The sequence below is a fragment of the uncultured Treponema sp. genome, assembly GCF_946187725.1.
GTDB lineage: Bacteria > Spirochaetota > Spirochaetia > Treponematales > Treponemataceae > Treponema_D.
Genome location: NZ_CAMHSK010000001.1, coordinates 67,246 through 81,794, shown reverse-complemented (window position 1 = coordinate 81,794; position 14,549 = coordinate 67,246). Strand labels below are relative to the sequence as shown.

Here is a 14,549-nt window from a genome sequence, read left to right as displayed (position 1 = left end):
GCCTTTCATTTTACTCAATCTTAGTCGATTGCTGTCATGTCAGTGACATCTTTTTCATAATCAACGCCATCTACAGCAAAGCCGTTGATATTGAGGAAGTCTTTACGAATTCCGTCGATATCAATATGCTCACGAATATTCTGTTCGTTAACGACCTTCATGTGCTCGTCGATTTCTGCCTGAATTGCAGGATCAAGTTCCCAGTCATCGATTCGGATTCGACCTTCTTCATCAACCGGAACATTTTTATCTGCAGTGTAAAGGCGCTCTGTAAAGAGTCGTTCAATCTGCTCTTTGCAGCCCTCGTGTGTGCCATGCTTTTTCTGAACAAGGAAAAGACAGCCAAGGTACATTGCAATTACAGGAATTACAGAACTTGAACGAGTGATAAGACCTTTGTTTACTGAAACATAAGCTGCACCGCCAATTTTTTTGAGCTGAGCATCAATGTTCTTTGCGCGTGCTTCAAGGTCTTTTTTGGCAGCACCAATTGTGCCGTCACGGTAAATCGGGTGTGTATATTTTGGACCAATATATGAATATGCGAGAGTGCGGCATCCTTCAGCAAGAAGATCTGCATCACCAAGATATTTAATCCATCGTTCCCAGTCTTCACCGCCCATTACTTTTACAGTATTGGCAATGTCATCACCTTCAGCAGGCTGTGCTTCCATTGTTCCGAATTTTTCGGTCATCATGTCCAATGAAGCTCCACCATACGGCTTACCGACCGGTTTAAGAACAGAACGATACATTACCTTTGTGTCCGGGTCAGTACGAACTGGAGAAGCAAGTGAGTAAACGATGAGATCGAATTTCACTCCCCATTTTTTTGCCTCGTCGATTACAGTCTGGCGACATTCATCGCTGTATGCATCCATGTTGAAAGTTGCTGTTCGAAGACCAGCTTTAGCAGCTGCACGGTCAAAGGCCTTGTTATTGTACCAGCCTGGAGTGCCTCCCTTTGAAACAGTTGGCTCTTTTTCAAAAGAAACACCGATTGTATCAGCGCCATATTCAAAAGCCGCCATGATTCGACTTGAAAGACCATATCCTGTTGAACAACCAAGCACAAGAACATTTTTTGGAGCATATCCGCCTTCTTTAGCAGATTTAATGCCCTTCTTTGATTTCTGTGCGATTGCATATTCAATTTGATTCTCTGTATCTTTTGCACATCCGACCGGATGAGCGTTAATACAAATATTCGAGCGAATCATCGGTTTAATTACAGCCATGTTTATCTCCTATGTATAACGGAACAATACTATCTATTTTGACAAAAACAGTCAATGTGTCAAAATAAACTTAGTTCATCTCGTCAACTGTAATAACAAGATTTCCTCTTTCAAAACTTGTAGTATATTTGAAATCTTTTTCTTCGCGTGAAATGATTTTAATGTACTTGTAATCACCGAATTTCTTGCCAGCTGTTGTAACTGCATATGTATCAGATGCTTTTGGTCCTTTGAGGATTGCAATTGTTCCGGCTTTCTCCTCTTCTTCTTCGTCATCATAAGCGTAGATTCGGAATGAAGCACCGAGTCTGAAAGATTTTCCTGCAGCAATTTTAAGACCAGAGAATGTTGAATTCAGAAGCGACACATCGTATTTTTTAGAGTGAGATTCGTCGATTTCACGGTCATCATAGAACCAGACATGAAGGTCTTTGTTTGCCTTTCCCCAGCTGTATTTGAATGTCTTGCCGGTATTTGTAGTAACTGCAATATATCTGAAACTTGAGAGTGCGCGGTTGTATTTATCAACAGACTTGATTACCTGCTTGTCACCAATTCCATAAAGACGGGTTTTGCCGAATTCGAGCCACTCCTGTCTGTTATCGTGCCAGCCATAGAGAACAACCTCAAAGTTGTTTGAAGTAGAAACATTTGTAATTTCAGCGTTGCCCTTTAATTCCCCAACTCGGTCTTGAGTATCAATGATGTAAGCGTTCGGGTCTTCTGAATAAACTGGTGCCTCTGCAAAAATGCTTCCTGCAAGTGCAATACCAGCAGTCAAAATTGCGATAAGTTTTTTCATAAAATTTACTCCTTTAGAATATTTAGAATAGTTAATATTTTACATCTATGGAGCGAGTCTAGCAATATTGAAATAATCAAAAACCGCTTTCAAAATCAAAGCAATTATCAAAAAAACATTGTTATTATCTTAAAATGAAATATAATAGACTTGTTCGGAAACCTATGTTTCCTCACCAGTCTTTGCGAGTTTTTTCAGGCTAAAGCCTTACAAAAACTCAGTTTATATATGATGGTTTTTGTCATTCTTAAATTGTCCGGCAAATACTTTCAATAAAAAAACAGAATTGCCCGGAGAAAGCCATTCACAAAAAGCAATTTCCAGGCAGCTCAAATGGAGAACAAAAATGGGTCTTATGGCGTTAGCAGCAAATGCTGTCGGTGGTGCAACAGGAATCGGGGCAATTTCCTCACTTGCCGGAAGTTTGGGCGGCACTCTTGCCGATCAGTGGAAAGAGTTTTTTTATTGTGACGCTATGGATGCGGACACACTTATTGTCAAAGGTCAAAAACGGACAGGTAAACGCTCTGCAAATACAAAGAGCACTGACAACATAATCACAAAAGGTTCAGTTATTACAGTAGCTGATGGTCAATGCATGATTATAGTAGATAATGGCAAAGTTGCAGAACTTTGTGCGGAACCAGGCGAATTTGTATACAATTCATCAACAGAGCCTTCAATTTTCGCAGGAAAACTCGGTTCAAGCATCATAGATTCTTTTAAGGAAATCGGGCGAAGATTCACTTTTGGTGGAGAACCTCCAAAAGACCAGAGAGTTTATTATATCAACACAAAGGAAATAATCGGCAACAAATATGGCACTGCCGCCCCAATTCCTTTCCGAGTAGTCGACAAAAACGCTTTCATCGACCTCGACATAGGAATCAAGTGTTTCGGCGAATACAGTTACCATATCTCAAATCCGATTTTGTTCTATACCAATGTCTGCGGAAACATAAGCGAAAGCTACAAACGAGATTCTATCGAAAGCCAGTTGCGTGCTGAACTTCTTAATGCCCTTCAGCCAGCATTCGCGCGAATTTCTGAAATGGGAATCCGATATTCAGCAATCTCAGGCCACACAACAGAACTTTCAAATTTCCTGAACGAAGTCCTTTCTGAAAAATGGCGAAACCTCAGGGGTATCGAGATTGTCTCATTCGGCATTTCATCATTAAAGGCAGACGAAGAAGTTGAAAAAGAAATCCGCGAAATGCAGAAGTCTGTTCAGGCAAAACGGGCAGATATTTACACCGGCAAAGAAGAAGCTGATTTATATGGTGGCGGATTAAACGCAAGACTTGCAGCTTCACAGGCACAGGCAATGAGGGATGCCGCAAACAATGCAAACGGCACGATGAGCGGCTTTATGGGAATGGGTATGGCAGGAATGATGGGCGGCTATCAGTTCCAGGCAAACCCGCAAACTCCACCGTCACAGCCAGCCCAGACAGCATCCGCAAACGCAGGTTCAGACAGCTGGAAATGCCCAAAATGCGGCTCAACTGCTTCAGGCAAATTCTGTCCAGAATGCGGAACTCAAAAACCTGCCGCAACGATCGGCTGGACATGTGCATGTGGAACCGTCAACAAGGGCAAATTCTGCTCCGAATGTGGCAAGCCAAAACCTGCGGGCGCACCACTCTACAAATGCGACAAATGTGGCTGGGAACCTGCTGACCCGCACAACCCACCAAAATTCTGCCCTGAATGCGGGGACCCTTTCGACACGGGCGACATCGTAGGCTAAGGAGCATATTGTGGATATCGTTGAATATAAATGCCCCAACTGTACCGCAGACCTCAAATTCCAGCCTTCATCACAGAGACTGAGCTGCGATTACTGCGGCGGTTCATTTACTATAGAAGAAATTAAAAAGATTTTCGCAAAAACAGAAAGTTCACTCAACAATGAACAGAAGGATAAAGCTCAGACCGATAAATCCGATGAAAGTGAACAGCCCCAGTCAGATGATTTTTCTGAAAACACTAAGCTCTATCACTGTTCAAGCTGTGGTGCAGAAATCATGGCAACTACCCAGCAGACAGCCTTGTTCTGTTATTACTGCCACAATCCTGTAATTCTCTCCGGAAAGATGACCGGAAAATTCCGTCCCAAGAAAGTCATCGGTTTCAAAGTAAGCAGAGATGAAGCAATCAAAACTTTCAAAAAATGGTGCTTCAAACGCTTTGTACCAAAAGATTTTAAGACTGACCAGCAGCTCGAAAAAATCACCGGTCTCTATGTTCCATTCTGGCTTTCCGACGGCAAAGTAAAATTTGATTTTTCAGCAAATGGCTATAAAGTGCGCAGGTGGACCAGCGGAAGCTATGATTACACGGAAACAAAAGAATTCCTCGTCAAACGAAACGGAAAGCTTGTTGCTGAAGGAGTTCCTGCTGACGGTTCAAAACGCATCGAAGACAGTTTAATGGAAGCTATTGAACCATTTGACTACTCCGAAATGCAGGATTTCTCAATGTCGTACCTCAGCGGATTTTTCGCAGAAAAATACGACATGGACGATATCATGATGCTTCCAAACATAAAAAACAGACTCTCCAGGGCCTGCAAAAAAATCATAATGAACACCGTCAAAGACTACAGTTCTGTCAAAATCGCCAATGAATCTTATGATGTCTCTGATGTCAAAATGGATTACGCGATGCTGCCGGTGTGGTTCATGAGCTACAAATATAAAGAAAAAGTATATGAATTCGTTATGAACGGCCAGACAGGTAAAATCGCCGGAACTCCGCCGCTCGATAAAGGCAAACTCAGGCTCTACTCATGGACTATTATGGCAGCCTGCTCGCTTCTCACCGCTTTTTCCGGCTGTTTACTTCTTGGAGGTATATTTTGAGCGAATCTAAAAAATCATTCAGTCCGGCAACTCTTGTCGGAATCGCACTAATTGTACTGGCAATAATTGGTGCATGGCATTTTTCTTTCATGCCGCTCAATGCAAAAAATGATGCGAAAGGCTTCAACGGTGATTCAAACCAAAGTATTTTCATGGAATCCGATGATGAAGACGCTTTCTTTTCAGAGATGGAAAGATTGCAGCTCACCCTTGCCATCCGGGAGGTTTCTGAAAAACTAAAGATGAACATCATCGTGTTCGCAAGCCGGACACCAGTCAGCGATGAAGATACCAGAGAATTTGCCGATTCAAGCTATGATGAAATTTACGGTAAGGACACAGACGGTATTTTCTATTATCTTGACATGTCAGGCAAACGCCCCGCTTACGATTACCTTTCCACAAGCGGAAAGGCCGTTCTTTTCTATCAAGAAAAAAAAGAAAACATTTTCTCAAAACTCGACAATTATCTTCCGGCTTCTTATGAAGTTGCCGAAAACGGCTATGAACCTTATCGTGAAGATATAAAAAAGGCAATTCTCGTATTTTTGGACGAACTTGAATATTATGCAGAAACTTTCGATGAAAAGACCTCCTATTTCCAAAGTCCAAATACCGGCAAGTATCTTTATTATCTGGGCGATACACTTTATGTCACCTATTCACGACCGCCAAAACAGCGGTTCATGATTTGCCTTTTCGCTCTTCTGCTTGGCTTCATAGTTTCAAGGATTTTTGCGGCATCTGTCAAAAAGGAATATGTTTTCGTCACCCCTGTTGAAGCTGATATTTACATTTCAAAAGAAAAATCAGAATTCAATGAAATGTCAGACACATTCCTCCGCGAGCACACCTCAAAGCGGCACCACTCATCTTCAAGCTCTGGCGGTCATTCTGGTGGCGGCCACTCAGGCGGTGGTTCACACGGTGGCGGCGGCCATCACCGATAGGCAATACCGTCTAATTGATTTTAACTACGGTTCCGCCCTGAATCAGCCTTCCGTTAATAAATTCGTGTTTAGGCTTCGACCGGGCGGAATCTTCTATCAGTGCAAAAAGAAATTCTGCCATGGTCTGCCCTGCAACTTTTCCGTTCTGCTCGTAAGTTGTAAGTGGCGGCACCATCATCGAAGTGAGATTAATTCCATCATAACCAACAATGCTTATATCTTTTCCGGGAGTCAAATTCATGCCCCGGAGTTCATAAATTCCACCGAGAGCAGCATAATCATCAGGATAAAAAATGCAGGTAGGCGGCTCATTTAAAGAAAGAAGTTTTTTAGTCGCTACAGAGCATCCAAGCGTATCATGGTAAAGCACTTCCGCAAAATAATCATCAGGAATAGAAATTCCGTGCTTTTCACAAGTTTTTTTGAAAGCTTCGACCCGCTGATCCGTAACCCATGTTTTTTCACCGTGAATCATAGCGATTTTCCTGTGCCCCATCGAAATCACATATTCACACAATTCCTCGATTCCTGCCGCAGTATCACTTAAAACCGCAGAATGTTGGGCATCCAATGCAAAATCCAAAGTAACCGTGGGAATTTCGCTCTTAATCAAATCAATTATACCCGAAGATGAAAAATCACATGAAAGAATGGCTACACCGTCATAGCTCCTGGCTCTGGCATGCGAGTGATAATCGTAATTCTGAAGGGAATTTCCCCCGATAAAAGTTATGTCGTAACCTTTCTTAAAAGCAACGCTCTGAATCCCAGAAACGACCGTAGCAAAATATTCATGCTGAAGACCGACACCCGTTTTTTCCTCAAAAATCACACCAATATCGTAAGTGCGGTTGGTTCTGAGCGTTCGTGCTGCAAGATTCGGATGATATCCCATTTCGCGGGCTTTTTTTCGTACAAATTCAGTCGTTTCAAGCCCGATTTCCGGACTGCCTTTGAGTGCTTTACTCACTGTTGAAAAAGAGACCTTACATTCACGCGCAATATCTTTGAGTGTTACCAAATTAAAACTCCAGACAGAATTTCATTTTCAAACATAATATATCTTTTTTAATTTTAATACAACGATTTCGTAACCTTATAAGAATTCATTTCTATCCAAACACAACTAAAATCGATATAATAGAAAGAATGGACAACGAAGAAATCAAACAAAAACTTTTGCAAATTGAAAATACAGACCTGGAATTCACCGTCACAATGACAGGTAAAGAAAGCACACGCGTAAACGGTCTTTACAAGCCAGAAACTCACGAAATTCTGCTTCACAACAAAAATTTTAAGAGTGACATGCAGCTCATTTACACCGCGATTCATGAATACACTCATCATCTTCTGACCGAAGAATTTCTGGCTGAAACAGGCGGCAAACTTCCAATGAAAGGCAGCAAAGTCCACACGACCGCCTTCTGGACAAAATTCCACATTCTCCTTCAAAAAGCCGAAGAACTCGGAATCTACAAAATCGATTTGGACGAATCTCCTGAACTTAAAGAACTTACCGAAAAAATCCGCAAAGAATATATGGAAGTAAACGGTAAACTCATGCAGGAATTCGGAAAACTGCTCGCTCAAGCACACGAACTGTGCGAAAAGGCAAATATCCGCTACGAAGATTACCTTGACCGCATCCTCTGTCTGCCCCGAAATTCCGCCAAAGACATCACAAAACTCGGCAAGGTTGAAGTTGATCCGGCACTTGGTTTCGACAACATGAAAAAGGTCGCCATGCTCAAAAAGAGCGAAGACCGCGATTCAGCCTCAAAACAGATTCTCAGCGGAAAATCACCTGACACGGTAACTGAACTCATGAAAAAGGCCTCGTCAAACAGCGATCCCCGCGCAAAACTCGAAAAAGAAAAGAACCGCCTCACAAAAACCATTGAAGCACTTCAGCAGAGATTGCAATATGTGGAAGAAAGCCTTGAAAGTTTATAATATGGCCGCAAATCAACTGTCTGCCGCCCTTTCGCCCTTCACTAACGCTCATTGCCGTAAACGGCAACTACGGGGCTTCACGGCGGGCGGGCTTTTACTGTTAAACGCAATACTTTTCGCTGAGGTAAAGACCGAAGAAAAATCCGGCTCGCTCACCATGCCGTCAATGCCTTCCAGCCCGGCAGTTTCAATGCCCAGCGTTGGAAGCGGTTTTTATGCTCCAGGTCGCAGTGATTTCTACAATCCGAATCTGCAAAGGAAAAAGCAGACACCTTCATCACAAACCACGGATTCCAAGTCCGTTACACAAAATTCTTCAGCATCTTCTGCATCAGACTCAAGCACTCAAAATCAGAATGCCACGCTCAATCAAACAAAAAAACTCAACACGCTTGCAAAATCCGCTTCATCTTCACTCAATCAGCTTACCGCAGATGACATTTCATCGATGAACAATCTCGGTGTTTTAGGCTCGCTTTCGGGCCTTCTCGGACGCGGAAACTCAAACTTGCAGAGCCAGCTTCTTTCAAATCAAAACATGGTTTCGGCAAATACAGTTGATTCTGCGACATTGCAGCAAATTTTGGGTGAATTGACGGAACTGAAAAACAAAGTGGCCAGCGGAACCAGCGTAAGTGAACGCAATGCCGGAGAAAACACTTTTTCAAACATCGTTAAAAAAGAACCGAAAATTCTCCGCTTTGTCGTGAATGGCTACGATATCCTTCCAACATGCAAAAAAATCTATTTTTCGGAAGAAGAAGCCGACGGAACATTTTTGCTTACCGGCGACCGCAAATACATGTCAGAAAACAAAGTCCGAAGCGAAACCTTTTATTTCTATTTCCATGCCAAAGGCACCGAAAATGGAGTCACAAAATACACCATCACACCGGCTGTTAGTCAGGACTATGAGAACCAATATTCGTATCTGTATCAGCTGACAAAAAAGAACGCACTCTCCGCCGACAGAACCGGAAATCTTGTGACATTGCGTGTCGGTGAAGGTGCATGGACAATGGATTTACTGCTTTCGATGGATAAATAAAAAAGTGCTGATTAACATTTGATGCGGTTATTCAGCACTTCCCGGAACTATTTGGCGAGTTTGTCCAAATCCTTTTCAAATTTGCGGTCTTTGGCTTCTTTTGCAGGACGATAAAGAATCAGGACATTTCCAATAAGGCGGACAAGTGTAGAATCTGTTTTTTCTGAAATTTGAGCACTTAGTTCGCGTTTTTCTTCTTTAAACTCATTGAATTTGACTTTGATAAGTTCATGTTCAGCAAGCAGGCGTGTAATCTGCTTAATCTGCTCTTCGGTCACACCAGCACCACCAACCTGAACAAGTGGATTAAGCGGCTGAGCGTTTTTTTCCAATAATTTTCTCTGTTTTGCGTTAATTTCCATAGGTTCATTATAATTTTTCTGAGGATTTTGTGCTAGGGTATGCCGTGCAACAGAGACAGGCAACAGCTCTAAAAAACGATAGCATTACTATCAGAGATGTGGTATAATATTTTCCGTAAAATTCTTTCTATTTTAATGGAGAAAAATATGGCTTGTTTTTTAGTTCCAACAACAGAAGCAATCGTCACAACAATCCTGGCAAAGGCAATCAAATCTAAAGAAAACAAAATTGCCCTTTCAAAACCTGAATTGGCTGACAGCACAGTAAAAATCCCGTTTTCAACAAAACTTGGCTGGCTCAATAATATGCTCTGGGGCGGCTCAGCACTCCTTGCTTTTGAGCATGTATGGCACGGTGAGGTCGTTCCATTCTTCCCGTTCCTTACAGCTGTAAAAGACGGAAATGTTGCAGAAATGCTTCAAGAGATGGGAACCGCTGGAATTTCAATGGCTCTTCTGGTCACATCAGTATGGGGAATCATGGTCGGAGTTACTTCAATCATGGAAAAAAATCAGAACAAAGCGAAAGTCACAGGAGCGGTACAGGCATGACACTTTTAACAACAGTTTTCGCAGCCGCAATATGCACGACTATCTGGTATAAAAATGAATCAGCACGAGAGCTTAAAGTCAGCACTCTCTGCTTTATGTTTTGGGGAGCATCTTTGATGTGGCTCATCGATGCCGTTTTTGAATACGGCGAAGCAGGTGCAGAATTTTTTACACCGGCACCGCTTGATATGCTCAATGATTTGTTCCTGGGGCTTTCAGTAGTGGCATTGGGCCTTGTAATCTGGCTCGTGATTCTGCTCGTAAAAGACCCGAAAGGAATCGTAAGAAAGGCTTTATTGAAGAAATAAAATTCGTAAAGAACAAAAAATGCCGCGCCCGCTATGGAGCGCCTTTAGTTGCCGCTTGCGGCAATGAGCGTTAGCGAAGCGCGGAACAGCGGCAGACAGTTGATTGCGCCCATAAAAAAAGGAGCTTCATAACGAGGCTCCTTTTTGTTTTTCTGTCAGTTAGCGTTCAGCGCGTTCCATTGCTTCTTCGTAATCCTTTGTTCCGACGAAAATCTCATTGGTGTAAGGATTTTTTCCAGCGGCTTTTGCGCGCTTAATGATTACGAACAGTGCGACAACATTGATTGCAAGTGCGAGCATTGAAACTACGCCCTGCGGTACAGGATTTGCCGTGATTCCCTTTGATGCGAGTTCTGCTGCAGAATTGATTGCAGTCATGTCGAATGCGTTAAGTCCGGCTTCAGCGGCTCCCTGATAGAGGGTCGGAAGTACAGCTGTTGCATTTTTAATCTCGAAGAGCGGGAATACCTGTGCGAACATACACCATAGTGCAAGAGTGTTTGCACGGTTCTGAATCCAGCCGCCCTTGTTCCAGAATGCAGCCGCAAATGTCGGTGCGAGCAAAAGTGCAACGCCACAGTACCATGTATGTGTCGGCAAGTTTGCATATGTGTACTGGAAGTTCCATACATCGTAAGCAAGGATGAACCAGATTGTCATGTCCGGCCAGAGCATATCCTGATGATGTTTGTCTTTTGAAGAATAGATTCCCCACCAGCCTGTCATACAGAGAATGTTGATGAGACCAGCGATTCCGTTTGCGACATTCCACCAGCCGCCGTAAAGCCATACATTTTCGCTTGATTTCCACCAGCCACCTGCAAGAGAACCGCCTTTGATTGCGCTTTCAAAATCAGAAGCAACTGCAATCAAAATGTTGATTCCAACGATTACGAATGGCCATGCCTTGAACCAGTGTGACTTTCCAAGTTTGCCCCATTTGTATTTGAGCACCATGAAACCGATACAGCCGATGTCTGCCGCATACAATTTTGCATAATGGAACCAGCCGTTCATGTAAAGATAGGTCTGATTGTTCAAAGCCCACTGTGCACCGCCCGCAGCTGCCACTGCAACGACGATAAAGTAAACGGTAAGTCCGAGCGGAAGAGCGACCAGAAGTGCAATTCCACCAGCCTTTGTTCTTCTTGCGATTTCGTTTGCAAGAATCAAACCGACAAATACAGCGACCCAGCCCAAAAGCTGCCAGAGAACGCCGTCTCCATAAAGTTGAAATAACATTTTATCCTCCTGAGTGTGCCGTGCCGTAAAAAGCACTAACACGCTTCAATCTGCTTGATATTCATCTCATTGCCTTTCTGCAGCACGGTGTTTTCGCTTTGACAGAAAGGACAAGTGCGGCCGAATTCGACCGTTTTGTAAGTCTTTTCGCAGTCATTGCAGACTGTTACGGCTTCGATAGTCTCGATTTTAAGGGCAGCTTCTTTCATCACTTCGGATTTTTTGATTGCCCATTTCCAGCAGTCATGCAAGTAGTCAGGCACAACGCCGCTAACCTCACCGATTTCGAGCGTAACGCTCTGAATTTTGGCAAGACGCTGTTCTTCTGCCAGTTCTTCGAGTCGTTTTATAACATGAAAGACAATTCCAAGTTCGTGCATATATAATTAGCAATTAGCAGTGAGCAATTGGAAGGGAGCAAGCCCCTTAAAATCCCAATTACTTCTCCAGCGAATTCCTGTTCGGGTTGAGCAGAACTTTGATTTCGCGTTTGACGATGTTCGGCAGGATTGCCTTGAGCTTGTCCTCACTCGGAATCATGCGGCTTGCTTTCGGGTGCTCGCGGTGCAAGTGGATTGCATCGAAGGCACATTTTGTCGTACAAACACCACAGCCGATACACTTGTTCTCGTCAACAACGCTCTGACCACAGCTCAAACAGCGGGCAGTTTCCTTTTTAATCTGCTCTTCTGTGAAGCAAAGCTGTGTTTCCTTGAACTTGCTTCCGACTTCACTGATAGTCTTTTTAGCCGGAACCTGACGAGGTGTGTCATCGTAGCCCTTAACGAAAATATCTTCTTTATTAAGCTCGATGAATTCTCGCTTATCACGGCCAATTGTCATGCTAGAATGTGGCTGAACGAATCTATGGATTGAAACAGCCGCCTTCTTTCCAGCCGCAATCGCATCAATCGCAAATTTCGGACCTGTGTAAACATCGCCGCCCGCAAAAATGTCCGGCTCAGCTGTCTGGTAAGTCACGCCGTCAGCAACAACGCCGTTTCCGCGACCAAGCTCAACTTTTGTTCCAGCAAGCATGTCACCCCAGACGATTGCCTGTCCGATTGAAAGGAACACATTTTCGCACTCGATTGTGATTGTGTCGTTTTCATCATATTTCGGGTTGAAACGGCCTGTTTCGTCTTTTACAGAAACGCACTTCTTGAACACGATTCCTTTGACTTTTCCGTTCTCGGTAAGAATCTCTTTTGGTCCCCAGCCGCAGTTGATTTTGATTCCTTCCTCTTCGGCTTCTTCGATTTCTTCAAGGGTTGCAGGCATTTCTTTACGCTGCTCAAGACAGAACTGCTGAACCTCTGTTCCGCCACATCGCCATGCAGTACGGCTCACATCGATTGCAACATTTCCACCGCCAACAACAACTGTTCGACCAGTCACTTTGTAATCATGGTCGTCTGCAACAGTGCGAAGGAAATCAACCGCAGTCATAACGCCCTCGGCATCCTCACCAGCAATTCCGGCTTTTCGACCGCCCTGACAGCCAATCGCAATGTAGAAAGCCTTGTATCCCTGTTCACGAAGCTGGGCAATTGTGACATCTTTTCCAACTTCAACGCCAGTTTTGATTTCAACGCCCATTTCCTTCATGACATCGATTTCAGCCTGAACGACATTTTTTTCGAGTTTGAAGCTTGGAATTCCGTAAACGAGCATACCGCCCGCAACTTTGTTCTTTTCAAACACAGTCGGACGATAGCCTTTTTCTGCAAGGTAGAACGCACATGAAAGGCCAGCAGGACCGCCTCCGATAATCGCAATTTTCTGCTCAAATTCACCGCGGTTTGAAGGAATTACCTTCTTCGGAATAAAGCGTGTTGCCGCATCCAAATCTTTCTGAGCGATGAATTTTTTGACTTCATCAATAGCAATTGCTTCATCGATTGTGCCACGGGTACAAGCCGCCTCACACCTTTTGTTACAAATTCGGCCACAAACAGCCGGGAACGGATTTTCTTTCTTAATCAGCTCAAGTGCCTCAGTGTAACGGCCTTCGCTTGCCATCTTCAAATAGCCCTGAATTCCGATGTGAGCCGGGCAAGCAGTCTTACAAGGAGCCGTTCCTGTCGAATAGCAGTTTGTGCGGTTTGTATCGCGATAGTTAATGTCCCAGTTTTTCTCAGACCATCTATGATTATCCGGCAAAATGTGCTTCGGATATTCGACTTTCTTTCCGTCTTTTTTGCAAAGTTTCTGACCAAGCTTAACTGCACCAGCCGGACAATATTCAACACAACGGCCACAAGCAACACATTTGTCAGATTCAACGCGGGCAACATAAGCCGAGCGCGAAAGATTCGGCGTGTTGAAAAGCTGGCTTGTTCGGAGCGCGTAGCAAACATTCACATTACAGTTACAAATAGCAAAAATCTTGTTTTCGCCGTCAATGTTCGTAATCTGATGAACAAATCCGCAGTCTTCAGCGTGTTTCAAAATCTCAAGAACCTTTTCGCGTGTGACATAATGACCGCGTTTTGTCTCAACGAGATAGTCAGCCATGTCACCAACACCGATACACCAGTCTTCAGGGTCATCGGCACAGCCTTCATCGAAAGTTCTTCGGCTCAATCGGCATGAACAAGGAGAAGCCGCATATTTTCCATCGTATTTGTCGAGCCAGTGAGAAATGTGCTCTACGCTAACACTCTGATTCTCGGCCTCAATCGCCTTTTCAACAGGAATAACATGCATACCGATTCCGGCACCGCCCTCCGGAACCATCGGAACGACCTTAGTAAGCGGTTCAAAGCTCATTCTCTCGAAGAAACGACCCAATTTCGGATGCTCTTCAAGCTGTTTCTGATTCATGTTCGTAAACTCAGCGCTTCCCGGAACATACATCGGCAAAATGTACTGCTTTTCGCGCTTAGGATTCTCCCAGTTGTATTCGATAAGACCCGCCATCGCCATATCCATGAGAATCTTTTCGAGATATTTTTCGTCCTTTCCGGTCTTTTTAGCAAGCTGCGGCAAAGTCACCGGCTTTCGCACATCCATTTTGAGCGCGACTTCTGCCATTTCGTCGGTCACAATTTCGTTCAATCCCCAGTATTCCGGGTCATTCTCGTTAATTTTTCGACCAAGCCTGTCCGTAATCTTCTGACCAAGCTGTAAAATAAGCGGCCTGACTGTTTCTTTTTCTGCCATTTTCGTACCTCTTTCTTCTATACTATTGCGCGAATCAACCGTCTCCTGGCTTTTCGCAC

14 protein-coding genes are annotated in these 14,549 nt (G+C 43.8%); 7 read left to right on the top strand and 7 right to left on the bottom strand.

From position 1 onward, the window contains the following. Nucleotides 1-20: 20 nt before the first annotated feature. Together fabV and Q0Q74_RS00380 are read right to left on the bottom strand one after the other, a co-directional pair. Nucleotides 21-1,238 (bottom strand): enoyl-ACP reductase FabV, encoded by a 1,218-nt coding sequence (fabV, locus tag Q0Q74_RS00385; protein WP_294427437.1) that lies wholly within the window; start codon nucleotides 1,236-1,238, stop codon nucleotides 21-23. Between the two features lie 70 nt (nucleotides 1,239-1,308). Continuing rightward, nucleotides 1,309-2,040, bottom strand: a complete 732-nt coding sequence (locus tag Q0Q74_RS00380; RefSeq protein WP_294427436.1) for a hypothetical protein — start codon at nucleotides 2,038-2,040, stop codon at nucleotides 1,309-1,311. A gap of 346 nt (nucleotides 2,041-2,386) precedes the next feature. Here Q0Q74_RS00380 and Q0Q74_RS00375 point away from each other — a divergent pair, with 346 nt between their 5' ends. Genes Q0Q74_RS00375 through Q0Q74_RS00365 form a run of 3 tightly spaced genes read left to right on the top strand, consistent with a single transcriptional unit; the run spans nucleotide 2,387 to nucleotide 5,857 of the window. Continuing rightward, entirely contained in the window at nucleotides 2,387-3,793 is a 1,407-nt protein-coding gene (locus Q0Q74_RS00375; RefSeq protein WP_294427435.1) for an SPFH domain-containing protein, read from the top strand. A 10-nt stretch (nucleotides 3,794-3,803) separates the two neighbouring features. Next, nucleotides 3,804-4,907, top strand: a complete 1,104-nt coding sequence (locus tag Q0Q74_RS00370) for a hypothetical protein (RefSeq protein WP_294427434.1) — start codon at nucleotides 3,804-3,806, stop codon at nucleotides 4,905-4,907. Further along, the gene (locus Q0Q74_RS00365; RefSeq protein WP_294427433.1) at nucleotides 4,904-5,857 is read left to right on the top strand and encodes a hypothetical protein; all 954 of its coding nucleotides are present in this window, start codon (nucleotides 4,904-4,906) and stop codon (nucleotides 5,855-5,857) included. The genes Q0Q74_RS00370 and Q0Q74_RS00365 overlap by 4 nt, the downstream gene beginning before the upstream one ends. Before the next feature lie 10 nt (nucleotides 5,858-5,867). Here Q0Q74_RS00365 and Q0Q74_RS00360 read toward each other — a convergent pair whose 3' ends face one another. After that, nucleotides 5,868-6,878 carry a LacI family DNA-binding transcriptional regulator gene (locus Q0Q74_RS00360; RefSeq protein WP_294427432.1) on the bottom strand — a complete coding sequence of 337 codons (1,011 nt, stop codon included), beginning with the start codon at nucleotides 6,876-6,878 and terminating at the stop codon, nucleotides 5,868-5,870. Between the two features lie 128 nt (nucleotides 6,879-7,006). Between Q0Q74_RS00360 and Q0Q74_RS00355 the strand changes: the two genes are divergently transcribed. Both Q0Q74_RS00355 and Q0Q74_RS00350 read left to right on the top strand, forming a co-directional pair. Beyond that, nucleotides 7,007-7,813, top strand: coding sequence for a hypothetical protein (locus Q0Q74_RS00355; protein WP_294427431.1), 807 nt, complete (start codon nucleotides 7,007-7,009; stop codon nucleotides 7,811-7,813). Continuing rightward, the gene (locus Q0Q74_RS00350) at nucleotides 7,800-8,861 is read left to right on the top strand and encodes a hypothetical protein (RefSeq protein ID WP_294427430.1); all 1,062 of its coding nucleotides are present in this window, start codon (nucleotides 7,800-7,802) and stop codon (nucleotides 8,859-8,861) included. The genes Q0Q74_RS00355 and Q0Q74_RS00350 overlap by 14 nt, the downstream gene beginning before the upstream one ends. 47 nt (nucleotides 8,862-8,908) lie before the next feature. Here the strand turns inward: Q0Q74_RS00350 and yhbY are convergent, their stop codons facing one another. Further along, nucleotides 8,909-9,223: a ribosome assembly RNA-binding protein YhbY gene (gene yhbY, locus Q0Q74_RS00345; RefSeq protein ID WP_294427429.1), complete on the bottom strand. Its 315-nt coding sequence runs from the start codon at nucleotides 9,221-9,223 to the stop codon at nucleotides 8,909-8,911. 147 nt (nucleotides 9,224-9,370) lie between these two features. On the opposite strand from yhbY, the gene Q0Q74_RS00340 reads away from it, so the two are divergent. Next, nucleotides 9,371-9,775, top strand: a complete 405-nt coding sequence (locus Q0Q74_RS00340) for a hypothetical protein (protein ID WP_294427428.1) — start codon at nucleotides 9,371-9,373, stop codon at nucleotides 9,773-9,775. Beyond that, a complete protein-coding gene (locus tag Q0Q74_RS00335) occupies nucleotides 9,772-10,083 on the top strand; it encodes a hypothetical protein (protein WP_294427427.1) in 312 nt (103 codons plus the stop codon). The genes Q0Q74_RS00340 and Q0Q74_RS00335 overlap by 4 nt, the downstream gene beginning before the upstream one ends. A gap of 159 nt (nucleotides 10,084-10,242) precedes the next feature. Here Q0Q74_RS00335 and Q0Q74_RS00330 read toward each other — a convergent pair whose 3' ends face one another. From Q0Q74_RS00330 to Q0Q74_RS00320, 3 genes are read right to left on the bottom strand one after another with little or no spacing between them, the layout of a single operon-like run. Further along, nucleotides 10,243-11,325 (bottom strand): DUF5692 family protein, encoded by a 1,083-nt coding sequence (locus tag Q0Q74_RS00330; protein ID WP_294427426.1) that lies wholly within the window; start codon nucleotides 11,323-11,325, stop codon nucleotides 10,243-10,245. Nucleotides 11,326-11,360: 35 nt separating this feature from the next. Continuing rightward, nucleotides 11,361-11,705 (bottom strand): hydrogenase maturation nickel metallochaperone HypA, encoded by a 345-nt coding sequence (locus Q0Q74_RS00325; RefSeq protein ID WP_294427425.1) that lies wholly within the window; start codon nucleotides 11,703-11,705, stop codon nucleotides 11,361-11,363. Between the two features lie 58 nt (nucleotides 11,706-11,763). Beyond that, nucleotides 11,764-14,490 carry an FAD-dependent oxidoreductase gene (locus Q0Q74_RS00320; protein ID WP_294427424.1) on the bottom strand — a complete coding sequence of 909 codons (2,727 nt, stop codon included), beginning with the start codon at nucleotides 14,488-14,490 and terminating at the stop codon, nucleotides 11,764-11,766. Nucleotides 14,491-14,549 lie beyond the last annotated feature (59 nt).

Coding starts and splice junctions, on each gene's coding strand:
- Q0Q74_RS00335 (WP_294427427.1), top strand. CDS start 9,772: ATGACACTTTTAACAACAGTTTTCGCAGCCGCAATATGCACGACTATC.
- Q0Q74_RS00375 (WP_294427435.1), top strand. CDS start 2,387: ATGGGTCTTATGGCGTTAGCAGCAAATGCTGTCGGTGGTGCAACAGGA.
- yhbY (WP_294427429.1), bottom strand. CDS start 9,223: ATGGAAATTAACGCAAAACAGAGAAAATTATTGGAAAAAAACGCTCAG.
- Q0Q74_RS00325 (WP_294427425.1), bottom strand. CDS start 11,705: ATGCACGAACTTGGAATTGTCTTTCATGTTATAAAACGACTCGAAGAA.
- Q0Q74_RS00340 (WP_294427428.1), top strand. CDS start 9,371: ATGGCTTGTTTTTTAGTTCCAACAACAGAAGCAATCGTCACAACAATC.
- fabV (WP_294427437.1), bottom strand. CDS start 1,238: ATGGCTGTAATTAAACCGATGATTCGCTCGAATATTTGTATTAACGCT.
- Q0Q74_RS00320 (WP_294427424.1), bottom strand. CDS start 14,490: ATGGCAGAAAAAGAAACAGTCAGGCCGCTTATTTTACAGCTTGGTCAG.
- Q0Q74_RS00330 (WP_294427426.1), bottom strand. CDS start 11,325: ATGTTATTTCAACTTTATGGAGACGGCGTTCTCTGGCAGCTTTTGGGC.
- Q0Q74_RS00355 (WP_294427431.1), top strand. CDS start 7,007: ATGGACAACGAAGAAATCAAACAAAAACTTTTGCAAATTGAAAATACA.
- Q0Q74_RS00380 (WP_294427436.1), bottom strand. CDS start 2,040: ATGAAAAAACTTATCGCAATTTTGACTGCTGGTATTGCACTTGCAGGA.